A 20,455-nucleotide genomic window follows, 5' to 3' on the forward strand; every position below is an offset into this window, starting at 1 on the left:
TGCTAGACGCCGTCGATGGGTACAAGTCGATCACATTCGCCGCATCCTCGCCGCGTGTCTCGACAGGCGGTATCAAGGCGATGCGGCGGATCATCCGGAGGGCCGTCCGCTGAGCGACCAGTGCGGTTGGCCGGTTCCGGCCGCGGGCGGGGACGCCCCGCCTCCCTGCCGGCGCGCCAGCAGCGGGGAGGCGGGCTATCCGGCCTTCTGGCGGCGCTTCAACGTGCGCTCGTAGTCCTGGAACCGCGCCTTGGTGATGGTCTCGCGGCCGGGAGTTCGCAGGACGATGCCCTCGTTCAGGCCCGGCTCGCCGAACGTGGCGACCTGGGTGTGCCGGTAGGGCTCCATGAACTCGCGCATCCGCTCGATCGTCGGCGGCAGGGCGCTCGCGTCGATCTGGAACAGCCGCGGCGTCAGGTCCATCCCGTACGTCTTGACCGCGAGGTTCAGGGCTTCCTCGCCGGCGAACCTCTGGCCTTCGCGCTGCCGCCATGAGGCGATCCGCGGGAGGTCCCAGTCGTAGTGATCGAGCGGGATGTCCGCGATGTCGAACAGGCGCACCGCCGCGTCTCCCGCGCCGTACTGCTTCCAGGCCGGGAGCTGCTTGGACCCGTACACCTCCAGGTAGAACACCCGGATGACCTCGTCCGAACCGTGCTCGCGAAGGCTGTGGGCGAGGTCGCGCAAGGCGTCGACGATGCCGAGCGCCGGGTTGTGGACGACGTCGCCCGAAGCGGTCAGCAGGTCTTCGCGGGAGCCGATCAGCCACGTGCCGTCGGGCAGGAGGATGATCCGCCCGTTGGTGCCGTCCACCTTCTCCGTGCCGATCACGGGGCCCTCGTAGCGGGCCGGCTCCTCCAGCAGGCCGCCGTTCTTCGGGTCGAGCGCGTGGTGGGTCGGGATGCTGGGGTACTTCGTCAGGCTGTTCAGTTTTCGCAGGTCGGCGCTTCGCAGCGAGAACACGGTGCTCCTTCGACCGGGGGGACAGTACGCGAATCGAGACCCAGACGATCACATGGGGAGCCGTGGTGACCACTGATTTGTCAGCACACCCCGACGGCGACGCCTCGAACTCGCGTCCCATCACGCCGAACAGCCTCCGCGCCGACGACTGCGGCTCGTCACCGATGTTGGGCACCGTGACGCGCACAGGCAGGAACACCACCACCCCGACGACGCCGCCTGCCGGAAGGGCCGGGGAGCGGTGCTCCCCGGCCCCCGGTGGGTGAGGGTTACGGGCGGTTCAGGCCGAGGGTGTACGACCCGGAGCCGCTGTAGGCGTGGACGCGGTAGCGGTAGTAGCCGGCGCTGCCGTTGTAGCTGATGGACTCGTCGGCGTTCGGGCTGTCGCTCCTGGCCACGGTGCTCCAGGCGGAGCCGCTCCAGCGCTGGAGGTACAGGTCGAAGTCGACGCTGTCAGGGGCGTCCAGGCAGGCGGCGTGGGTGCCCGAGGTGGTGGTGCGGTAGTAGGAGCCGTCGGGCTGGTAGGCGTTCTGGCCGGAGCTGAGGGAACCGGTGTAGGTGTCCTCGAAGCCGTCGCAGCCGGTCGGCGGGTCGGGGTCGTTGCCGTCGCTGGTGACCAGCGTCAGGTTGCCGACCGAGATGATCTCGCCGATGGGCTGGAAGTACGTGGTGCCGCCGACGCTGCAGTTGCCCGAGCCGCCCGAGGTCATGCCCTGGGCCTGGTCGCCGGAGATGAACGAGCCGCCGGAGTCGCCGCCCTCGGCGCAGACCGTGGTGCGGGTGAGGCCGGAGACCGTGCCCTCGGGGTAGTTCACGGTGGAGTTGAGGGCCGAGACGGTGCCGCAGTGCCACTGGGTGGTGGAGCCGGAGCGGCACACGGAGCCGCCGGGCTGGGTGACGGCCGCGCCGCGCACCGGCAGGATGCCGGCGGAGTAGCCGTTCACCACGCCGGGGCCGGTCCAGTCGGCGTTCGTCTGTACCCAGGCGTAGTCGTTGCCGGGGAACGAGGAGATCTGGAACGTGCCCTGCGCCACCCGGTTGTAGCCCTGGGTGGCGTCGCCGGTCGAGCCGCAGTGACCGGCCGTGGTGTAGCCCATCTGGGTGCCGCGCCGGGCCGCGAAGCCGACCGAGCAGCGGTAGGGGCCGGTGTAGTAGGCGTCGCCGCCGCGGATGTCGTAGAAGAGTTTGGCCCGCTCGGCGGACTGCTCCAGCTTGACGGTCTTGGCGTCCACGCCGGCGCCGGACATCCAGGCGCGCGCGGCGTCGAGGTCGGCCGCCCACACGATCACCGAGTTGTCGGCGACGGAGAGGGACCAGGCGTGCACGGTGTCGGGAGGCGCGGCCTTGTCGAGGCGCTCCTTGACGGCGGTGAGGTCGGCCAGGGTCCTGGACACGACACGGGCCCGCGCGCCGGCGCGGGTGATCGCCGCGGTGTCGGCCGCGTCGACGGTGGCCACGACGAGGGCGCTCTCGGCGCCTTCGTACCAGATCCCGGCGAAGCGGTCGCCGAGTTTCTTGCGCAGGCCGGGGGCGGCCCGGTTGCCGCGGGCCTCGTTGGCCAGGCGGTTGATCGCCTGTTCCTCGGTGATGCCGAGGTCGCGCTGGATGGCGTCGATGACGCCGGAGGGTGGCTTCTCGGCGACGGCCGGGGTCGCCGTCACGAGTAACGCGCCGATCGCGATAGCGATGATGGCAGGCGTGCGGAGCATGATGTCTCCTTGCTGCTGGGGTGCCGTTAAGGTAACCAGCCGCCCGGAAAGCGAGGAGTACTACTTTGCCCCTATCACGGTGTTATGGTGCCGTGCCGAAACCCGGGTTGCGTACCAGCCAGTCGTGATAGACGACGCTGCGCCGTACCGCTTCCTGGTGGGCCTGTTTGGCCTGCACCATCACCCAGGGGGCGTCGGCGGCGCCGGGGTGCCGGCCGAGGAGCTGCCGCCAGCGGAGCGGCGCGTTCTTCAGCGGCACCACGACCAGGCCGGGCGCCGGCTGGTGGGTGGCCTGGCAGAGCACCACGGCCCGGCCCACCTGGGCCAGGTGCGCGCAGGTGGCGAGGTCCGTCTCGTACATCGTGCGCGGCGTGAACCCGGCGCGCGCGCACGCCGTGGCGAAGCAGTCGGTGAAACAGCCGTCGCCCGGCGTCGCGGCCCACTGCTCCTCGGCCAGGTCGCCCAGCTCCACCTCCTTCTCCCTGGCCAGCGGGTGGGTGTCGGCGACGAGCGTGAACACGGGGTCGAGGCTGATCGCGTCCCACACCAGCGTGCCGGTCGGCGCGCCGCTCTCGCCGCACGCGCCGGTCAGCACGTAGTCGAGGCGGCCGAGCTCGACCATCGTGGTGAGCTCGTGGGTCGACCAGCTCGTGTACGTGGTCACGCTCCGTTCGGCGGCGAGCCGGTCCACCAGCCCGCCGAGGATGGGGCCGTTCGTCGCGCCGATCCGGTAGCCGGGGGAGGGGGCGTGCGCGAACCGGACGGCCTCCTCCTGGAGTTCCTTGGCGGCGGGCAGGAGCACCCGGGCGCGGGCGAGCACCAGTTCGCCGAGCCGGGTGGGGCGGGCGCCGTGACGGTCACGCTCGAACAGCGCGCCGCCGAGCATGCGTTCGATGCGTTTGAGCTGGGCGGTCAGGGCAGGCTGCGCCAACCCGAGCAGGGAGGCGGCCTTGCTGACACTTCCCGCGTCCGCTACCGCGCGGACGATTCTGAGGTGCCGGAGCTCGAGGTCCATACCCGGAAGGTAAGGCGGTCCAATCTCCTGGACAATGCCTATATGTCAGGAATTGTGACATATATTGTTGCGCTCTTACGGGGTAGGGGGAACGCATGACGACGATGGGAATCGACCCGGCCGCGCTCAGCGACGACGATCTGCTGCGCGAGCTGCGGCAACTGCACGCGACCCGGACCGAGACGCTCATGCACGGCTCCGATGACGCCCTTGACCGCCACACCTCACGCACCAACGAGATGGAGGCCGAATACCTGCGCCGCTTCCCCGAGCGCGACGTCGACCCGAACCGGCTGCGGGAGGGGGCGAGGTTGCGCTGATGTCCGGCGATCATGACGTCCAGGTCCTGTCGGACGTGGACATCCACGTGTACGAGGCGGTCGCGGGCGAGGCCGTCGAGCACGGCTGGGTCGGCCTCGGCGCGCTGGTCCGCGCCACCGGCCTGGAGGAGGACGAGGTGCGCGCCAGCCTGCGCACGCTGATCGGCCAGGGGCACGTGCTGCCCAGGGGCGACGGCTACGGGCTGGGGCCGCACACGTTCGAGGTCGAATACTAGAGGCCGGGCACTAGAGAAGGGCGCGCAGGACCGACGCCTGCCCGGCCGAGACGCCGGCGGCGCGCTGGGCCGCGGCCTCCTCCGGCCCGAACCCGGCCGCGCACCAGACCGCCACCTCCTCCATCGGGACGGCGCCCCACCAGCCGGCCAGCAGCGCGACGGCGGTCCGCCCCGTCGCGGCGGCCTCGGCCGCGCTGAAGCCGAGCGCCCTGAACGCCCGCGCGTCGCCCTCGTCCACCCGCCGCCGCGCCCACGGCGCCGCATCCCCGCCGTCCCAGCCCGCGTCCACGTACGGCCGGGCCACGTCGGCGGGGATCCCGGCGCGCGGGGAAGCCGCCGGTGAACCCGTCGGCCACCGAGGCGGCGCTGATCCGCCACTCCAGGTGGACGAACCGGTTGGCCAGCGGCGCCGTGAGGTCCCAGCCGTCGGCGGCCTGCTCGGGCGGGTTGGCGGCGGCGACGACCCGCACGGCCGGCGGCAGCGTCAGGTCGCCGACCGCCCGTTCGAGCACGACGCGGAGCATGGCCGCCTGGACGGCGGGCGGCGCGGTGGTGAGCTCGTCCAGGAACAGGATTCCGTGCCCGGCCCCGGCCAGCCGCTCGGCCCAGCGGGGCGGCGCGAACCAGGTGCCGCCGTCGCGGATCACCGGCAGCCCGGCGAAGTCGCTGGGCTCCCGGACGGAGCCGACGACCACCTCGACGGGCAGCCCGAGCCGCCGGCCGAGGGCCTGCACGGCGGAGGTCTTGCCGGTGCCGGGCGGGCCCCACAGGATGACGGGCAGGTTGGCGGCCACGGCCGTCGCGAGCGCGTCCACGAGAAAGGTCCCCCTCGATGCGTCAACTTTGATTGACCCGATGAGGGTCAACATAGGTTGACGCCGGAGGGGTTGTCAAACCCGCCTAGATCCGCCTGACCCGCGCCCAGATCACGAACGCGCCGCCGAAGACGGCCATCGGCAGCCCGGTCCACAGGTTGATCGGGCTGCCGAACACGCCGGCGACGATGAGGATCACGCCGTAGACGAGGAACAGCCCGCCGATGACGAGTCGGATGTCGCTCACAGGATCACCCCGTACATGGCCGCGGCCAGGATCAGCGCGCCCGTGCCGAGCAGCACGGGCGAGCGGTACCACTTCTTGTCACCGGCGAGCGCGTCGTCCTCCAGGTCCACCGCGCTCAGCCCGTACACCAGCCCGCGCAGCTCCTCCACCGGCTTGGCCGTCGTGACCAGCGTGACCACCACCGACACGACCACGTCCACGGCGAAGGCGATGCCCGCGCCCCAGAAGCTGGCGTTCAGCTCGGTCCCGAAGTCCACCAGCCCGGCCTTGAAGGAGATGTACGACACGAACGCGGCCAGGGTGCCCGAGAGCAGCCCCCAGAACCCGGCCCAGGGCGTCATCCGTTTCCAGAACAGCCCGACGATGAACGTGGCGAACAGCGGCGCGTTGAAGAAGGAGAACAGCGCCTGCAGGTAGTTCATGATGTTGGAGTAGCCGGCGGCGATGAACGCCGTCCCCACCCCGAGCGCGACGCCCGCGACCGTGGCGATCCGGCCCACCCGCAGGTAGTAGCCGTCGTCCCGGTCACGTTTGACGTGCGCCTGCCAGATGTCGTTGGTGAAGACCGTGTTGAAACCGCTGATGTTGGCCGCCATCCCCGCCATGAACGAGGCCAGCAGCCCGGTCACCGCCACGCCGAGCACCCCGTTGGGCAGCAGGTCGCGCATGAGCAGCGGGATCGCGTTGTTGTAGGGCTGCCCGGGGCTGCCCAGGTCCGAGAACAGGACGAGGGCGATCATGCCGGGCAGCACGGTCACCAGCGGGATGAAGATCTTCGGGTACGCGGCCACGATCGGCGTGAGCCGGGCCGCGTTGGTGTTGCGGGCCGACAACGCGCGCTGCACCTCGGCGAAGTTCGTCGTCCAGTAGCCGAACGACAGCACGAACCCCAGGCCGAACACGATCCCGATCCAGTGCGCGTTCATCGGGTTGTCCCCGGACGTGCCTGCCCAGGTGTGCAGGCCGCCCTCGCCGAGCGCGCTCTGCCGTACCTTCTCGAACAGGCCGGAGACGCCGCCCACCTTCATCAGCCCGAGCACGGTCAGCGGGATCAGCCCGGCCAGGATGACGAAGAACTGCAGCACCTCGTTGTAGATCGCCGAGGACAGCCCGCCGAGCGTGATGTAGGAGAGCACGATCACCGCCGACACCACCACGGAGACCGGCAGCGGCCAGCCCAGCAGCGCCTCCATGACCAGGGCGAGCGCGTACAGGTTCACCCCGGCGATGAGGATCTGCGCGACCGCGAACGTGATCGCGTTCAGCAGCTGGGTCGCGCCGTTGAACCGTTTGCGCAGGAACTCCGGCACGCTGCGCACCTTGGAGCGGTAGTAGAACGGCATCATGACGAGGCCGAGGAACACCATCGCCGGGACCGCGCCGATCCAGTAGTAGTGCACGGTCATCGCGCCGTACTGGGCGCCGTTGGCCGCCATGCCGAGGATCTCGATCGCGCCGAGGTTGGCCGAGACGAACGCCAGCCCGGTGATCCACGCCGGCAGGCCCCGCCCGGCCAGGAAGAAGTCCAGGCTGGAGCTGATCCGGCGCCGGGCCGCGACGCCGATCCCGAGGACGGTGGCGAAGTAGAGCGCGATGAGGAGGTAGTCGAGGAGGTTCACGTCGAGGCGCACGGCAGCCTCGCTACCCCGAAAAATCATGGCATCACGCGTACTGTCGAAGAGTGGATGTCGCAGACCTGACCCCGGAGCGGGCGCGCGAGCGGTTCCGCGCGGGTGAGCGGGCCCCGACGGCTGGCTGGTGCCGGGGCTGGGCGCAGGCGAACCTCATCGCGGTGCCGAAGGAGCTGGCCTACGAGCTGCTGCTGTTCGCGCACCGCAACGCGCGGGCGTGCCCGGTGCTGGACGTGGGCGAGCCGGGGTCGGTGCGGACCCGGCTGTTCGCCGGCGACCTGCGCACCGACCTGCCCGCCTACCGCGTCTACCGCGACGGGCGGCCGGTCGCCGACGTCGACCAGGTGGTCGAGGACTGGCGGCCGGACCTGGTGCCGTTCCTCATCGGCTGCAGCTTCACCTTCGAGCGCGCGCTGCTGGCCGAGGGCGTCCCGGTACGGCATCTGGAGCAGGGCACGAACGTGCCGATGTACCGCACGAGCGTGCCGTGCGAGCCGTCCGGATCGCTGTCGGGGCCGCTGGTGGTGTCGATGCGGCCGGTGCCGGAGGCGCTGGTGGCGACCGCCGTCGAGGTGAGCGGCCGCTACCCGATGGTGCACGGCGCGCCCGTGCACGCGGGCGACCCGGCGGAGCTGGGCATCGCCGACCTGTCGTGGCCCGACTTCGGGGACCCCGTCGAGGTGCGGCCGGGCGAGGTGCCGCTCTTCTGGGCCTGCGGGGTGACGCCGCAGGCGGCGATCATGGCCAGCGGCGTCGAGTTCGCCATCGGCCACCTGCCCGGTCACATGGCGATCATGGACGTCCGGGACGACGACTATCGGGTGACCCCAGCCCCGCCGCCGTGAGCTGCGCCTCCAGCGCGGGCGCGCCGGGCCGGTTGTCGATCTCCACGTGGGGCACCGCGGGCGGCTCGTCCGCCTTGATCCGCGCCAGGTAGGCGTCGAACGCGGCCAGCTTGCCGGCGTCACGCGCCAGGCCCCTGGCCGTCAGGCGGGCGCGCAGCGTCGGGCCGTCGGAGCGCACCCACAGCAGGCGCACCGGCTCGCCGCCCAGCTCGCCGACCCAGCGCGCCCACCGCCCGGCGTCGTGCACCTGGCCGGTGAACGGGCCGTCGAGCAGCACCGGGCAGCCGTGCGCGCGGATGTGCGCGGCCGCCCTGGTCAGGCCGTCGTACTCGTGATGCTTGACGTGCTCGTCGTACCAGGGGCCCTCGCGCTCGCCGGGCGGTCGGCCGTGGCCGCGCAGGATCTCCGCGACGATCCCGCCGTACACCGTGTCCTTGTCCAGGACGGCGGGGACGGGGGAGAGGCGGGCGAGCAGCGCGGCCGCCACCGTGGACTTGCCCGCCCCCGGCGGCCCGCTGATCACCCACACCGTCGCCCGCACCCGATCAGCGTACGCGGATCCGCGTACGGGACAGCCGCGGCTGGGCGGACGACCGGGACGGGGTCGCGCGGCCAGACTCCTTGCCATGCTGACCGTGTTGACCAGGGCGTTCCGGGTGCCGGAGCTGCGCAGGAAGCTGCTGTTCACGCTGGGGCTGCTGGCGCTGTTCCGGCTCGGGCAGGTGCTGCCGTCGCCCGGCGTGGACGTGGTGGCGGTGCGGGAGTGCGCGGGGGCGGCGCGCGGCGGGCTGTTCGACATGGTGCAACTGCTCAGCGGGGGCGCGATGCTGCGGCTGTCGGTGTTCGCGCTGGGCGTGATGCCGTACATCACCGCGAGCATCGTCATGCAGTTGCTGACCGTCGTGGTGCCCCGGATGGAGGCGCTGCGCAAGGAGGGACAGGCCGGGCAGACGCGGATCACCCAGTACACCCGCTACCTGACCGTCGCCCTGGCCGTGCTCAACGCCACCACGGTCGTCGCCCTGGCGCGTGCCGGGCAGCTGCTGCCCGGGTGCGCCAGGCCGCTGCTGCGCGACGACGGGCCGCTCGTCGTGGCCGTCCTGGTCGTCACCATGGTCGCCGGGGCGTGCGTGGTCATGTGGGTAGGCGAGCTGATCACCGGGCGGGGGATCGGCAACGGCATGTCGCTGCTGATGTTCACGCAGGTCGTCGCCGTGTTCCCGGCGTACATGTCGACGATGCTGATGGTGAGCCCGTTCGCGTTCGCGGTGATCCTGGTGTCGGGCGTGTTCGTGGTGGCGGCCGTGGTCTTCGTCGAGCAGGGACAGCGCCGGGTGCCCGTGCAGTACGCCAGGCGGCTGGTGGGGCGGCGCATGTACGGCGGGAGCAGCACCTACATCCCGCTCAAGGTCAACCAGGCCGGGATCGTGCCGGTGATCTTCGCCTCGGCGCTGCTCTACCTGCCGGCGCTGGCCGCGCCGATGCTCGGCGGCGAGGCGGGCGCGTGGGTGTCGCGCCACCTCACCTCCGGGGACCATCCGCTCTACATGACGGTGTACGTGCTGCTCATCGTGGGATTCGCGTACTTCTACGTGTCCATCACCTTCGATCCCGCCGAGGTGGCCGACAACATCAGGAGGTACGGGGGATTCGTCCCGGGGGTGCGGCCGGGCCGCGCCACCGCCGGCTACCTGGCCCACGTGCTGTCCCGGCTCGTCCCGGCCGGGGCCGCCTACCTCGGGGTGCTGGCTCTGGTGCCGCTCGTGGCGTTCGCGATCCTGCGCGACCCGGGCACCCAGCAGAACTTCCCGTTCGGCGGCACCAGTGTGCTCATCATGGTCAGCGTCGGCCTGGAGACCGTCAAACAGGTCGAGGCGCAGGTGCAGCAGCGCGCCTACGAGGGATTGCTCAGGTAGGGAGCGTCAGGCCGGCGCGCATGGCGTACACCACGAGCTGCGCCCGGTCACGCGCGCGCAGCTTGACCATGGCCCGGCTGACGTGCGTGCGTACCGTGTCGGGGCTGATCACCAGCTCGCCGGCGATCTCCTCGTTGGACATGCCGGTCGCCACCCAGGCCACCAGCTCGCGCTCCCTCGGCGTCAGCGAGCCAAGGCCCTCCACCGGGGCCGCGCCCGGCCTGCCGAACAGGCCGATGACCTTCCTGGTGATCGCCGGGGACAGCAGCGCCTCGCCCGCCGCCACCACGCGCACCGCGGTGACCAGCTCCTCCGGCGCGCCGTCCTTCAGCACGAACCCGCTCGCGCCCGCCTGCAGCGCCTGGAAGACGTACGCGTCCTCGGCGAACGTGGTCACCACCACGACCCTGGTGCCGGTCAGCTCCCCGTCGGCCGCGATCGCCCGCAGCGTGTCGAGCCCGTCCATGCCGGGCATCCGGATGTCGAGCAGCAGCACGTCGGGGCGCTCGCGCCGCAGCAGCGCCAGCGCCGCCTTGCCGTCGGCCGCCTCGCCGGCGAACTCCAGGTCGGGCTCGCGCTGCAGCAACGCCCGCAGGCCCATCCGCACCACGGCCTGGTCGTCGGCCACGGCCACCCGGATCATGCCCGCCCCGGCCCTGAAGAGGGGGCCCGATCGGGCTCGCCGGCGTGCGGCCGGTCCGGTTCGCCGGCGTGCGGCCGGTCCGGTTCGCCGGGGCAGGGGCGGTTCCGCGGGAAGCTCGCGACCACCCGGAAGCCGCCGCCCTCGCGGGGGCCCGCCGTGAGGCGGCCGCCCGCGCCGGTCACCCGGGCGCGCATCCCGGCCACACCCCGGCCCTCGGCCGCGCCCGTCCAGCCCACGCCCCGGTCGGCCACCTCCAGCACGAACGCGCACGGGTCGGCGGCCACCCGCACCACCGCCCTGGTCGGGCCCGCGTGCCGCAGCACGTTGGTCAGCGACTCGCGCACCACCCCGTAGACCGCGCCCCGCAGATGAGCCGGCACGTCCGGCCTGGCGGGCTCCACGTCCACCGGCAGCCCGGCCGCCCGGACCCCGGCGATCAACCCCGTCAGGCCGGTCAGCCCCGTCAGGTCCGTCAGCGTCTCATGGTCCGTCGGCCCCGCCTGGTCATCGGTGCGCGCGCCCGTGGGGCCGCCGCCGTCCAGGCGGTCGAGGGCGGCCCTGAGCTCGGACAGCGCCCGGGTGCTGGTCTCCCGGATCGCCTCCAGGGACCGCCGGGCCTGCCCGGGGTCGTCGTCGAGCGACACCAGCGCGACGCCGGCCTGCATGGCGATCGCCGCCAGCCCGTGACCGGCCGCGTCGTGCACCTCCCCGGCCAGCTCCGCCCGCAACCGCGCCGTCCGCAGGGCGTCCGCGGCCGGCCCCGGCTCCTGCGGCACGTCCTGCAGGAAAGCGCCAGGCCGTACGTCCCGCGGCACGTCCTCAGGAGGCGCGTCGTGCCGTGCGTGGAGGGGCGTGCTGGGGCGTACGTCGTGGTAGGGAGGCGGTGGGGGCGGGCCCGCGGCGGCGGCCGCGGCGGCGCGCGCCTGGGCGAGGCCGTTGAGCGACCACGGGACCGCCAGCCAGCCGGCCCACGCCAGCATGACCACCACGGGGACGTCGCCCAGCCGCGTCAGCCGGGACAGCGCGGCCCGCGCCCCGCGCGGACGGCCGTGCTCGTGTTTCCGCGTCACCATCCCCCACCCGGCCTGGCTCGTGTCGCCCCGATCCTAGCCAGTCGCGGCGGACACGACGCCCGAGCCCGCGGCGGCGAAGAACGGACAGGGGGGTCCGTGAGGCGGCCGGGTCAGTTCATCCCGTCGGTGAGCCAGCGCAGCGGGTTGTCGTGCGTGATGCCGCGCAGCGTGTCCTCGTCCACTCCGGCCTCGCGCAGCGCGGGCAGCAGCGTGCGGAACAGCTCGCCGTAGCCGGGGCCGTCGTAGCGGCGCAGCTGCGCCACCCGGTTCACGCCGGTGCTGAGCAGCAGGCGGCCGGCGTGGCCCTCCTCGATGAGGCCGAGCGCGATCCTGGCCGCCTGCCCGGCGCCCAGGCCGAGCGCGCCGAGACTCACGTACGCGCCCGTCTCGGCGATCTTGCGGGCCACGGCCGGGTCGGCGCCCGCGTAGCCCACGGCCACCCGCGAGCCCGGCAGGCCGCGAGTCAGCAGGATCTCCAGCATGCCCAGGCCGTCCTGGCCGTAGGTGGCCACCGACAGGCGGGAGGCCAGCGAGGCGCGGGCGGCGGCGGCCAGCGCGCGCTGCTCGGCGGCCGTCGGGCGGGCGCCCCAGCAGCCGACCTCGCCGATCACGCCGGGGAAGACGCCGGTGCCGTCGAGGCCGTCAGAGATGTCGATCATGAGCAGGGCGGTGAGCTCGTCCACGTCCCGCTCGCCCGGCTGCGCGAACGGCTCGGCGAACAGCCCGGTGGCGGCGATCACGGGCACCCGGCTGCCCGCCGCGACGCGGGCCAGCCCGGCGGCGTCGCGGCCCATGCCCAGGCAGGTCAGGTCCACGATCAGGCCGAGATCGTCGGACTTGCGCAGCTCGCGGACCTCGGCGGTGACGGACTGCTCCTCGTCGAGCCAGCGGTAGGGGTCGGAGTCGACGCCCACCGCCCAGCGCATGTCGGTGCGCAGGTGCTCGTGGGGGAGAATGGCACCGGTGACGGCGGCCGCGCGGATGGGGCCGGTGACGGTGCGTAGCATGACCTCGGGCATACCAGACAATATCCGACGATTGTTCGGAGTTGCCTGATCAAGCGGGAAATTTTACTGTGTAGCGCGTTTAGTGGGTGTCTGGTGCGTTGTCCGGGTTCGGACACACCCGGCCGGGCGCCGGGCCCTATCCTGGAGACCACACCGAGCAGTCCGGGGGGACCGTGCCGACGCAGAATTCCGAAACCGGTGACGCCGACATCGTCAAGGGCGAGGCGGCGCGCCGATCGAGCATGCCCGCGCACCGGTCCGGCATCCGGGGGTGGCGCGACCGGGTGCGGTCGACGCCGGCCGGGGCGCTCACGCTCAAGATCGTGGTCGGCGTCATCGGCGCGCTCATGGTCGGCGGGGGCCTGGTCATGGTGCCGTTCCCCGGGCCGGGCTGGCTCGTGGTGTTCGCCGGGCTGGCCGTGCTGGCCACCGAGTTCCACTGGGCGCACCGGGCGCTGGAGTTCGGCAAGCGGACCCTGCACGCCTGGACGGAGTGGTACAAGCGGCAGGGCTGGACGGTCAAGATCCTGGTGGCGCTGGTCACCGTGATCGCCGCGACCGCGATCGTCTACATGGGCCTGCGCACCCTCGGCCTGGACGTCATCGAGCTCGCCCAGCAGTACATCCTCCGCTAGACCGCTTCGCTATCGCTTCCCGGAATCCCGGGTCCGGGTGTCTATTCTTCGGGCGTGATCGCCCATATCGCTCTCGCGTTGTCGCTGGTCGTGACCGCTCCGGCCGCTCAGGCGGACCTTTCGCTGCCGGGGGCGAACGTGAAATATCACGAACAGTCCGGCGATCCGGTGCGGCTCACCGCCTACGGGCTCGGGACCACCGGCGCCTACCTGCGCACCGGCGACCGGTTCGCCCGGCAGCGGGGGCTGTCGGAGGCGGCGCTCTCGCCCGACGGGCGCACCGTCGCGGGCGTCCCGCGCGCCTACCGGTCCGGGCATGACGCCCTGCTCCTCACCGACCGGGCCACCGGCACGACCCGGCGGATCCGTACCGTCAAGAAGCCGCTCACCGCGTCGTACGTGTCCTGGACCCGCGACAGCCGGCGGGTGGCGCTCACCGTCGAGCGGAAGACCGGCGGGCGGTGGCGCGCGGCCGGGTTCACCGTCGTGGACGTGAAGGCGGGCACCGCCCGCACCGTCACGGTCGCGGGGATGGGCGCGGCGGCCGGGTTCTGGTGGACGCCCGGCGGCAACCTGATCGCCACGTACGGCACGGGCCTGCGCGTCTACAGCGCGGCCGACGGGAAGGTGCTGCGGACCCTGACCGGCGTCGGCCCGCCCACCGGGCCCGAGGACTCGTTCTCGCCGTCGGGCAGGCGGATGGCCCTGTGGTGCCCGGCGCGGTTCGCCGGGCAGATCTGCCTGGCCGACACCGCGACCGGGCGGATCGCCGGCCGGATCGCCGTCGAGCCGGAGGCGCTGTTCGGCTGGTGGGACGAGAGTCACGTGATCGCGGTCATGGCGCACCGCGGCGCCTACAGGCTGGCCGTGGTCGGCCTGGACGGGAAGGTGGGCCGCGTGCTCGCCGCCGTCCCCTATCGCACGTGGGCCGCCGGGCTGTGGCTCTCCTTCACCCGTGCGGCCGCGCGTCAAAGATAGAGACCGGTGCCGTGGTCGGTCTCCTGGGTGGCCACCGCGTGCAGGTCGCGCTCGCGCATCACCAGGTAGACCTGGGTGTGCAGCTCGACCTCGAACTGGTCTTCCGGGTTGAGCAACACCTTGTCGCCGACCTTGACCGAGCGCACGTTCGAGCCGACGCCGCAGACCTCGCCCCACGCCAGCCGGTTGGCCAGCTTGACCGTCGCGGGGATGACGATCCCGGAGCCGCTGCGGCGCTCCTGGGCCTCCTGCTCCAGCCGGATCATCACCCGGTCGTGCAGCATCTGAATCTCGAACTTGGGCTCTACCACGGGGCCAAGTTTACGTTCCGCGCCGGGACGGAATCTCACCCAGAGGAACACTCCTTACACGGCATGACCGATCATGGCAGGATAAAGCCATGATCATGGCCTTCGGCGCGACCGGCTGGCAATGGACGAATCCTCCCCGCCAGTGGACGGCGGACGACGGCCTGAGCCTGTTCTGCGAGGCGGGCACCGACCTGTGGCGGCGGACGCACTACGGCTACACCTTCGACACCGCCCACCAGTTCGGCCGCGTGATCCAGGGGGACCTGCGGCTCACGGTGACCTTCGGCGGCGACTACGCCGCCCAGTACGACCAGGCGGGCGCGCTGCTCAGGATCGACGAGGGTACCTGGATCAAGGCCGGCGTCGAGTACGTCGACGGGCGCTTCCACCTGAGCACGGTCGTCACCCGGGACCGTTCCGACTGGTCGGTGCTGCCGCTCGGCACGACGGCGGACCAGGTCACCATCGACCTGGAACGCCAGGGCGACGCCGTGACCGTCCGCTACGGGCTGGCCGACGAGGCGCCGCAGCACCTGCTCCGCCTGGCCTACTTCCCGCCGGACGCGCCGGCGCTGGCCGGGGTCATGGCCGCCGCGCCGGCGGGCAAGGGCTTCGCCGTCCGCTTCACCGACGTCCGCCTGGCCGGCTGCTGACCGTCAGGGCCGGGCTCGGGGCAGGGTGAGCACCGCGAACACCGGACGGTGGTCGGTGCCCTTCAGCCCGTGCACGCCGAACTCGCGCACTCCCATCCGGGCGTCCGCCAGCACGTGGTCGATGGCCACCCCCGGCAGCCGGCTCTGCGGCCAGGTCGCCGCCAGCCCGTGCCCGGTCACGTCCGCCGCGTCCCGGTAGCCGGAGGCGAGCAGGTCGCGCATCCCGAGATGGTCGAGCGTCGCGTTGAAGTCGCCGGCCAGCACCCGCAGCGGCCCGCCCGCGCGCGGCAGCGCCTCCAGCCCCGCCTTCCAGCACGGCTGCCTGCCGTACCGGCGCGGCGCGCACGGGTGGACCGAGACGACCTCCACCCGCGTCCCGCCCGGCGCCGTGAGCACCGCGCCGGCCTGCCGGAACCCGCCGAGTTCCAGCAACGGCCCGGCCGTGAGCGGGTGACGCGCGTACACGGCCGAGCCGCCCGCGCCCCGCTTCGGGCTCGTCACCGCGTACGGCAACGCCCGGCGCAGCCGAGGGCCGAGGCGCTCCAGCGCGTCCGGCGTCAGCTCCTGCAGCATCAGCACGTCCGGGCGCAGCCGCGTGACCAGCGCCTCCAGATCGGCCGCGTCGGCCAGGCCGTACATCAGGTTGGCCGCCAGCACCCGCAGCGCGGGCCCGTCCGCGACCGGCCCGCCGTCGGCGATCCCCCGGGGCGCCACCGCGCCGCCCAGCGCCACGGTGGCGGCCAGCGCCACCAGTGCCGCCGCCCGCCGCCTCGACAGCGCCGCCAGCAGCAGCCCCGCCCCCGCCACGACCGCCGCGTACGGGGTGAACGCCACCAGCGGCACCCACGGCCAGTCCGGCTCGAAGCCTGACACCCGTATCGCTGCCCACGCCGCGAACGGCGCCACCACCACCCACACCAGGATTCGCACGACATGTATCGCCACTGGCACCCATAGGGGTTCGCGTCCGGACATGAGAAGGTGTGCTCCATGCGCGACGCCGAGACCAGAGTCCTCAACGCCATCGACGAGGCGGAGACCGTCAACCTGCTGGCCGACCTCGTCCGGGTGCCCAGCGTGACCGGCACCGACGCCGAGTCCGAACTGCAGCACCACGTCGCCGGCCTGCTCACCGAAGCGGGCCTGGACGTCGACGTCTGGAAGTTCGACGTCGAGGACCTGCGCGGCCGCGACGGCTTCCCGGGCACCGAGGCGCCCCGGGCGGAGGCGTACGGAGTGGTCGGCGTGACCGGCGGCGACGGCGTGCCCGCGCTGGCGCTGCAGGGGCACGTGGACGTGGTGCCGACGGGCGACCTGGCCAAGTGGGAGGGCAGCGACCCGTTCGCCGCCCGCATCGCCGGCGACATCCTGCACGGCCGGGGCGCGTGCGACATGAAGGCCGGGCTGGCCGCCAACCTCGCGGCCGTCCGGGCCCTGCGCCGGGCCGGGATCACCCTCGAACGGCCGCTGGCCGTGCACTGCGTGGTCAGCGAGGAGGACGGCGGGCTCGGCGCGTTCGGCACCCTGGCCAGAGGGCACACCGCCGAGGCGGCGCTCATCACCGAGCCGACCGCGGGCACCGTCATCAGCGCCTGCGCGGGGGCGCTGACGTTCCGGATCGAGCTCGCCGGGCGGGCCGCCCCCGGCGCCACCCGCCTCGAAGGGGTCAACGCCATCGAGGTGTTCTGGCCGGTCTTCGAGGCGATCCGGCGGCTGGAGGCCGAGCGCAACCGTCACGTCCCGGCCAAGTTCGGCGGCAACGCCCTGCCGTACCCGATCGAGGTCGGCACCGTCCACGCCGGCGACTGGGCGAGCACCGTGCCCGACCTGCTCGTCGCCGAAGGACGGCTCGGGGTGCTGCTCGACGAGGACCCGGCCGAGGCGCGGGCGGCGTTCGAGGAGGCGGTGCTGTCGGCGGCGCACCCGTGGCTGCGGGCCAACCCGCCCGTGGTGACCTGGCCCGGCGGCCAGTTCGCCAGTGGCCGCCTGCCCGCCGGTCATCCGCTGCTCGCCGAGGTGCGGCAGGCGGCCGCCGACACGAGCGGGGTGGCGCTCCCCGAGTCCGCCGCCCCGTACGGCAGCGACCTGCGCCTCTACGCCGGGGCCGGGATCCCCACCCTCCACTACGGACCCGGCGACGCCCGCTACGCCCACGCGCCCCGCGAGCAGGTGCCCATCCCCGAGCTCCTCGCCGTCACCCGCGCCGTCGCCCTCCTCGCGGTCCGCCGCTGCCTCCCCGCAGCCTGATCCCTTCCCGCGCCGTGGCCGGGCCGGCCGGCGGGTGACGACGATGGCCTAGAATCCGCCGAACGGATCAGCCTGTCATGTCCGAGCGCCGGCACGGTCATCGCCACCGTGGACGGAGCCGATCAGGAGCTGAGCGGGGCCGGCGACGTGCACATGGTGTTCTGGCTGGCGGACCAGCCGAACGAGACCACCGTCGCGGGCCGCTGCGTCGACGACCGGTTCTGGGCCTTCCCGCCGAGGCACATCATGGAAGCGGGTCTCCTCCTCGCCCACTGACGTGCCGGCGGGGCGTCAGGCGGGGGACGTGACGCGGCGCCGGTGTTCGGGGACGACGAGCGGGGTGCCCGACTGGGGGTCGGGGATGATCTCGCAGCGCAGGTCGAACACCCGCTCCACCAGGCCGGGCGTGATCACGTCACCCGGGTCGCCCTCGGCCACGACCTGGCCGTCGCGCATGACGATGAGGTGCGTCGCGTACCGGCACGCCTGGTTGAGGTCGTGCAGGACGGCCACCATGGTGCGCCCGGCCTCGTGCAGGTCGGCGCACAGGTCGAGCACCTCGATCTGGTGCGCGATGTCGAGGAAGGTCGTCGGCTCGTCGAGCAGCAGGATCGGCGTCTCCTGGGCGAGCGCCATGGCCAGCCACACGCGCTGCCGCTGCCCGCCGGACAGCTCGTCGACGATCCGGTCCGACAGCTCCGTCACGCTGGTGGCGCGCATGGCCTCGGTGACCGCCGCCTCGTCGGCCTTGGACCACTGCCGCATGAGCCGCTGGTGCGGGTAGCGGCCGCGCGAGACGAGGTCGGCGACGGTGATCCCGTCGGGCACGATGGAGCTCTGCGGGAGCAGGCCGAGCCGCCGGGCGACCTCCTTGGACGGCAGCGCGGTGATGACGCCGCCGTCGAGGTGCACCGCGCCGGTCTTCGGCTTGAGCATCCTGGCCAGGGCGCGCAGCAGGGTGGACTTGCCGCACGCGTTCGGGCCGATGATCACGGTGAACGACCGGTCGGGGATCGCGACGCTCAGCTCGGTGGCGACGACGCGCTGGTCGTAGGCGAGGGTGAGGTCGCTGCCGTACAGGCGGGCGTCGGCCATCAGTATCGATCCTTCCGCAGGAGGAGGGCGAGGTAGGTGCCGCCGATCGCGGCGGTCACCACGCCGACGGGCAACTGGGTGGGCGCGAGCACGCGCTGGGCGGCCAGGTCGGAGACGGTCAGCAGGACGGCGCCCATGAGCGCCGAGGACGCCAGGGTGACGCCGGGGGAGCGGGTGAGCCGCCGGGCCAGTTGCGGCGCGGCCAGCGCGACGAAGACGACGGGCCCCGCGGCGGCCACGGCCACGCCGCACAGCAGCACGCCGGTGACGACGGCGGCGGCGCGTACGCGTTCGACGCCGATGCCCATGGAGCGGGCCGCGTCGTCACCCATCTCGATCATGCGCAGCGGCCTGGCGAGTGACGCGCCCACGGGCAGCAGCACGGCCAGCGCGAGCGCCACGGGGATCGCGTGCTCCCAGCCGCGCCCGCCCAGGCTGCCGGTGAGCCAGGCCCCGGCGGTCGCCGCGTCGTTGATGTTGGCGCGCGTCAGCAGGTACGAGTTCACGGCCAGCAGCAGGGCGTTGGCGCCGATGCCGACCAGGACCAGCCGGTAGCCCTGCACGCCGCGCCGGAACGCCATGCCGTACACGAGCAGCGCGGTGATCACGCAGCCGGTGAGCGCGCCGCCGGCGACGGCCATCGCCGAGCCGCCCGCGACGACGGCGATGATGCCGCCGGTGGAGGCGCCGGCGGTGAAGCCGATGAAGTCGGGGCTGCCGAGTGGGTTCCTGGTGAGGCTCTGGAAGATCGCGCCGCTCACCCCGAACGCGGCCCCGACCAGCAGGCCGGTGACGACGCGGGGGGCGCGCAGCTTGCCGACGATCAGCTCGGCGACCGGGGTGCCCTCGCCGAACAGGGCGGCCAGCACGTCGGGCACGGGCACGGTGAACTCGCCGGTCGAGATCGCCACCACGGCCACCGCGCACGCCACGAGAAGCAGCAGCACACCGGTGAGCAGGGCCCGCGGCGCCAGCCGGACGGACCAGGGGCCGACACGTACGGTCATAGCGCGGCCAGCCTCCTGCGCCGGGCCATCAGGATGAAGACCGGCGCGCCGATCACCGCGCACATGATGCCCACCTGGACCTCGCCGGGCCTGGCGATCAGCCGCCCGGCCACGTCGGCGCCCAGCAGCAGCACCGGCGCGACGAGCACGGAGTAGGGCAGCACCCAGCGCTGGTCGGGGCCGACCACGGCACGCACGGCGTGCGGCACGGCCAGCCCGACGAACCACAGCGGCCCGGCGGCGGCCGTCGCCGACCCGCACAGCAGCGTCACCGCGACGGCGGTCAGTGCCCGGGTCCTGGTGACCGCCACGCCCAGCGACCTGCCGGCGTCGTCGCCCAGCGCCAGCGTGTTCAGCGGCCGGCCGAGCAGCAGGCCCAGCACCAGCCCGGCGACGAGGAACGGGGCCAGCCGCGCCGCCGTGTCGGCGCCCTGCCCGGCCAGCGACCCGGCCAGCCAGAAGCGCATCCGGTCGAACGTCTGGGCGTCCAGGCGCAGGATGGCCGAGCACGCCGCGGTGAACACCATGCCGACGGCGATCCCGGCCAGCGCCAGCCGTACCGGGCCGCCTCCCGAGCGACCGGCCGAGCCGAGCGCGTACACCACCACGGAGGCGACGGCGGCGCCCGCGAACGCGAACCACACGTACACGGCCGGGTCGGAGAGGCCGAACACGCCGAGCGCGAGCGTGACGCCGAGTGCCGCCCCCTCGTTGACGCCGAGCAGCCCCGGGTCGGCCAGCGGGTTGCGGGTCAGGCTCTGCATGAGCGCCCCCGCCAGCCCGAGCGCCGCGCCGACGCCGAGGCCGAGCAGCGTGCGCGGCACCCGTACCTCGCGGATGACCGTGTGGTCGGCGCCCCCGCCGGGGGCCAGGAACGCGTCCAGCACCGCCGACCAGGGCATCGACCGCGCGCCGAGCGCGATGCTCGCCATCGCCACCAGTACCAGGACACCGGCCGCCACGACGAGCCCGGCGGCCAGTGCCGCGCGGCGTCCGCCGGCGCGTGCCGGGGCCGGGGCGGTCCCGGCGCCGGGCGGCGAGATCTGCTCAGCCGGGCGCACCCGACCCCCTTCCGTCAACGTCAAGCTTAGGTGAGGCTAATCTAAAGC

24 protein-coding genes are annotated in these 20,455 nt (G+C 73.1%); 9 read left to right on the plus strand and 15 right to left on the minus strand.

Annotation, left to right across the window (positions count from 1 at the left end; genetic code table 11):
* Nucleotides 1-195: 195 nt before the first annotated feature.
* From ADY59_RS08140 to ADY59_RS08150, 3 genes are all read right to left on the minus strand, one after another.
* The gene (locus ADY59_RS08140) at nucleotides 196-963 is read right to left on the minus strand and encodes an RNA ligase family protein (RefSeq protein ID WP_049559679.1); all 768 of its coding nucleotides are present in this window, start codon (nucleotides 961-963) and stop codon (nucleotides 196-198) included.
* Nucleotides 964-1,232: 269 nt separating this feature from the next.
* Nucleotides 1,233-2,672, minus strand: a complete 1,440-nt coding sequence (locus ADY59_RS08145; protein ID WP_049559681.1) for a S1 family peptidase — start codon at nucleotides 2,670-2,672, stop codon at nucleotides 1,233-1,235.
* A gap of 82 nt (nucleotides 2,673-2,754) precedes the next feature.
* Nucleotides 2,755-3,687 carry a LysR family transcriptional regulator gene (locus tag ADY59_RS08150; RefSeq protein WP_049559684.1) on the minus strand — a complete coding sequence of 311 codons (933 nt, stop codon included), beginning with the start codon at nucleotides 3,685-3,687 and terminating at the stop codon, nucleotides 2,755-2,757.
* A 95-nt stretch (nucleotides 3,688-3,782) separates the two neighbouring features.
* Here ADY59_RS08150 and ADY59_RS08155 point away from each other — a divergent pair, with 95 nt between their 5' ends.
* Nucleotides 3,783-4,007, plus strand: coding sequence for a DUF6158 family protein (locus ADY59_RS08155; protein ID WP_049559686.1), 225 nt, complete (start codon nucleotides 3,783-3,785; stop codon nucleotides 4,005-4,007).
* Nucleotides 4,007-4,243: a hypothetical protein gene (locus tag ADY59_RS08160; RefSeq protein ID WP_049559687.1), complete on the plus strand. Its 237-nt coding sequence runs from the start codon at nucleotides 4,007-4,009 to the stop codon at nucleotides 4,241-4,243. Before ADY59_RS08155 ends, ADY59_RS08160 begins: the two co-directional genes overlap by 1 nt.
* On the opposite strand, the gene ADY59_RS52370 is transcribed toward ADY59_RS08160, so the two are convergent.
* From ADY59_RS52370 to ADY59_RS08175, 3 genes are all read right to left on the minus strand, one after another.
* Complete coding sequence (locus tag ADY59_RS52370; protein ID WP_231618598.1) at nucleotides 4,240-5,058, minus strand: AAA family ATPase; 819 nt, start codon at nucleotides 5,056-5,058, stop codon at nucleotides 4,240-4,242. The genes ADY59_RS08160 and ADY59_RS52370 overlap by 4 nt on opposite strands.
* Before the next feature lie 85 nt (nucleotides 5,059-5,143).
* On the minus strand, nucleotides 5,144-5,305 hold the full coding sequence (locus ADY59_RS51165; RefSeq protein ID WP_197093494.1) for a hypothetical protein: 162 nt from the start codon (nucleotides 5,303-5,305) through the stop codon (nucleotides 5,144-5,146).
* Nucleotides 5,302-6,936, minus strand: a complete 1,635-nt coding sequence (locus ADY59_RS08175; protein WP_231618599.1) for a sodium:solute symporter family protein — start codon at nucleotides 6,934-6,936, stop codon at nucleotides 5,302-5,304. The genes ADY59_RS51165 and ADY59_RS08175 overlap by 4 nt, the downstream gene beginning before the upstream one ends.
* 50 nt (nucleotides 6,937-6,986) lie before the next feature.
* Between ADY59_RS08175 and ADY59_RS08180 the strand changes: the two genes are divergently transcribed.
* Nucleotides 6,987-7,781 (plus strand): putative hydro-lyase, encoded by a 795-nt coding sequence (locus ADY59_RS08180; RefSeq protein WP_197093495.1) that lies wholly within the window; start codon nucleotides 6,987-6,989, stop codon nucleotides 7,779-7,781.
* Here ADY59_RS08180 and ADY59_RS08185 read toward each other — a convergent pair.
* Nucleotides 7,729-8,322 carry an AAA family ATPase gene (locus ADY59_RS08185; RefSeq protein WP_049559694.1) on the minus strand — a complete coding sequence of 198 codons (594 nt, stop codon included), beginning with the start codon at nucleotides 8,320-8,322 and terminating at the stop codon, nucleotides 7,729-7,731. The genes ADY59_RS08180 and ADY59_RS08185 overlap by 53 nt on opposite strands.
* Before the next feature lie 85 nt (nucleotides 8,323-8,407).
* Between ADY59_RS08185 and secY the strand changes: the two genes are divergently transcribed.
* Nucleotides 8,408-9,697, plus strand: a complete 1,290-nt coding sequence (secY, locus tag ADY59_RS08190; RefSeq protein WP_049559698.1) for a preprotein translocase subunit SecY — start codon at nucleotides 8,408-8,410, stop codon at nucleotides 9,695-9,697.
* On the opposite strand, the gene ADY59_RS08195 is transcribed toward secY, so the two are convergent.
* The 3 genes from ADY59_RS08195 to ADY59_RS08205 all read right to left on the minus strand — a co-directional run bounded on the left by ADY59_RS08195 (nucleotide 9,690) and on the right by ADY59_RS08205 (nucleotide 12,432).
* Complete coding sequence (locus tag ADY59_RS08195) at nucleotides 9,690-10,340, minus strand: response regulator (RefSeq protein WP_049559701.1); 651 nt, start codon at nucleotides 10,338-10,340, stop codon at nucleotides 9,690-9,692. The two genes, secY and ADY59_RS08195, sit on opposite strands and share 8 nt — an antisense overlap.
* On the minus strand, nucleotides 10,337-11,413 hold the full coding sequence (locus ADY59_RS08200) for a sensor histidine kinase (protein WP_049559703.1): 1,077 nt from the start codon (nucleotides 11,411-11,413) through the stop codon (nucleotides 10,337-10,339). The genes ADY59_RS08195 and ADY59_RS08200 overlap by 4 nt, the downstream gene beginning before the upstream one ends.
* A 110-nt stretch (nucleotides 11,414-11,523) precedes the next feature.
* On the minus strand, nucleotides 11,524-12,432 hold the full coding sequence (locus tag ADY59_RS08205; RefSeq protein WP_049559706.1) for an aryldialkylphosphatase: 909 nt from the start codon (nucleotides 12,430-12,432) through the stop codon (nucleotides 11,524-11,526).
* 161 nt (nucleotides 12,433-12,593) lie between these two features.
* Here ADY59_RS08205 and ADY59_RS08210 point away from each other — a divergent pair, with 161 nt between their 5' ends.
* Together ADY59_RS08210 and ADY59_RS08215 are read left to right on the plus strand one after the other, a co-directional pair.
* Complete coding sequence (locus ADY59_RS08210; RefSeq protein ID WP_049559708.1) at nucleotides 12,594-13,055, plus strand: TIGR02611 family protein; 462 nt, start codon at nucleotides 12,594-12,596, stop codon at nucleotides 13,053-13,055.
* 54 nt (nucleotides 13,056-13,109) lie between these two features.
* A complete protein-coding gene (locus ADY59_RS08215; RefSeq protein WP_156325371.1) occupies nucleotides 13,110-14,033 on the plus strand; it encodes a hypothetical protein in 924 nt (307 codons plus the stop codon).
* Here the strand turns inward: ADY59_RS08215 and ADY59_RS08220 are convergent.
* Complete coding sequence (locus tag ADY59_RS08220; RefSeq protein ID WP_049559712.1) at nucleotides 14,024-14,344, minus strand: GroES family chaperonin; 321 nt, start codon at nucleotides 14,342-14,344, stop codon at nucleotides 14,024-14,026. The genes ADY59_RS08215 and ADY59_RS08220 overlap by 10 nt on opposite strands.
* An 89-nt stretch (nucleotides 14,345-14,433) precedes the next feature.
* On the opposite strand from ADY59_RS08220, the gene ADY59_RS08225 reads away from it, so the two are divergent.
* A complete protein-coding gene (locus ADY59_RS08225; protein ID WP_049559715.1) occupies nucleotides 14,434-14,997 on the plus strand; it encodes a DUF1349 domain-containing protein in 564 nt (187 codons plus the stop codon).
* A gap of 3 nt (nucleotides 14,998-15,000) precedes the next feature.
* Here the strand turns inward: ADY59_RS08225 and ADY59_RS08230 are convergent, their stop codons facing one another.
* Nucleotides 15,001-15,927: an endonuclease/exonuclease/phosphatase family protein gene (locus ADY59_RS08230; protein ID WP_049559718.1), complete on the minus strand. Its 927-nt coding sequence runs from the start codon at nucleotides 15,925-15,927 to the stop codon at nucleotides 15,001-15,003.
* A gap of 60 nt (nucleotides 15,928-15,987) precedes the next feature.
* Here ADY59_RS08230 and ADY59_RS08235 point away from each other — a divergent pair, with 60 nt between their 5' ends.
* Together ADY59_RS08235 and ADY59_RS49745 are read left to right on the plus strand one after the other, a co-directional pair.
* On the plus strand, nucleotides 15,988-17,244 hold the full coding sequence (locus ADY59_RS08235) for an ArgE/DapE family deacylase (RefSeq protein ID WP_049559720.1): 1,257 nt from the start codon (nucleotides 15,988-15,990) through the stop codon (nucleotides 17,242-17,244).
* A gap of 108 nt (nucleotides 17,245-17,352) precedes the next feature.
* Nucleotides 17,353-17,520: a hypothetical protein gene (locus tag ADY59_RS49745; protein WP_156325372.1), complete on the plus strand. Its 168-nt coding sequence runs from the start codon at nucleotides 17,353-17,355 to the stop codon at nucleotides 17,518-17,520.
* A 15-nt stretch (nucleotides 17,521-17,535) separates the two neighbouring features.
* Here the strand turns inward: ADY59_RS49745 and ADY59_RS08240 are convergent, their stop codons facing one another.
* The 3 genes from ADY59_RS08240 to ADY59_RS08250 are packed head-to-tail and all read right to left on the minus strand — an operon-like array spanning nucleotide 17,536 to nucleotide 20,407.
* Complete coding sequence (locus ADY59_RS08240; protein WP_049559722.1) at nucleotides 17,536-18,339, minus strand: ABC transporter ATP-binding protein; 804 nt, start codon at nucleotides 18,337-18,339, stop codon at nucleotides 17,536-17,538.
* On the minus strand, nucleotides 18,339-19,346 hold the full coding sequence (locus tag ADY59_RS08245; protein WP_049559724.1) for a FecCD family ABC transporter permease: 1,008 nt from the start codon (nucleotides 19,344-19,346) through the stop codon (nucleotides 18,339-18,341). Before ADY59_RS08245 ends, ADY59_RS08240 begins: the two co-directional genes overlap by 1 nt.
* Nucleotides 19,343-20,407: a FecCD family ABC transporter permease gene (locus ADY59_RS08250; RefSeq protein ID WP_053174538.1), complete on the minus strand. Its 1,065-nt coding sequence runs from the start codon at nucleotides 20,405-20,407 to the stop codon at nucleotides 19,343-19,345. The genes ADY59_RS08245 and ADY59_RS08250 overlap by 4 nt, the downstream gene beginning before the upstream one ends.
* Nucleotides 20,408-20,455: the final 48 nt, after the last annotated feature.

The sequence above is a fragment of the Nonomuraea sp. SBT364 genome (assembly GCF_001083785.1).
Classification (GTDB): domain Bacteria; phylum Actinomycetota; class Actinomycetes; order Streptosporangiales; family Streptosporangiaceae; genus Nonomuraea.

Coding starts and splice junctions, on each gene's coding strand:
- secY (WP_049559698.1), top strand. CDS start 8,408: ATGCTGACCGTGTTGACCAGGGCGTTCCGGGTGCCGGAGCTGCGCAGG.
- ADY59_RS08245 (WP_049559724.1), bottom strand. CDS start 19,346: ATGACCGTACGTGTCGGCCCCTGGTCCGTCCGGCTGGCGCCGCGGGCC.
- ADY59_RS08200 (WP_049559703.1), bottom strand. CDS start 11,413: ATGGTGACGCGGAAACACGAGCACGGCCGTCCGCGCGGGGCGCGGGCC.
- ADY59_RS08160 (WP_049559687.1), top strand. CDS start 4,007: ATGTCCGGCGATCATGACGTCCAGGTCCTGTCGGACGTGGACATCCAC.
- ADY59_RS08145 (WP_049559681.1), bottom strand. CDS start 2,672: ATGCTCCGCACGCCTGCCATCATCGCTATCGCGATCGGCGCGTTACTC.
- ADY59_RS08150 (WP_049559684.1), bottom strand. CDS start 3,687: ATGGACCTCGAGCTCCGGCACCTCAGAATCGTCCGCGCGGTAGCGGAC.
- ADY59_RS08240 (WP_049559722.1), bottom strand. CDS start 18,339: ATGGCCGACGCCCGCCTGTACGGCAGCGACCTCACCCTCGCCTACGAC.
- ADY59_RS08235 (WP_049559720.1), top strand. CDS start 15,988: ATGCGCGACGCCGAGACCAGAGTCCTCAACGCCATCGACGAGGCGGAG.
- ADY59_RS08225 (WP_049559715.1), top strand. CDS start 14,434: ATGATCATGGCCTTCGGCGCGACCGGCTGGCAATGGACGAATCCTCCC.
- ADY59_RS08205 (WP_049559706.1), bottom strand. CDS start 12,432: ATGCCCGAGGTCATGCTACGCACCGTCACCGGCCCCATCCGCGCGGCC.
- ADY59_RS08195 (WP_049559701.1), bottom strand. CDS start 10,340: ATGATCCGGGTGGCCGTGGCCGACGACCAGGCCGTGGTGCGGATGGGC.
- ADY59_RS08155 (WP_049559686.1), top strand. CDS start 3,783: ATGACGACGATGGGAATCGACCCGGCCGCGCTCAGCGACGACGATCTG.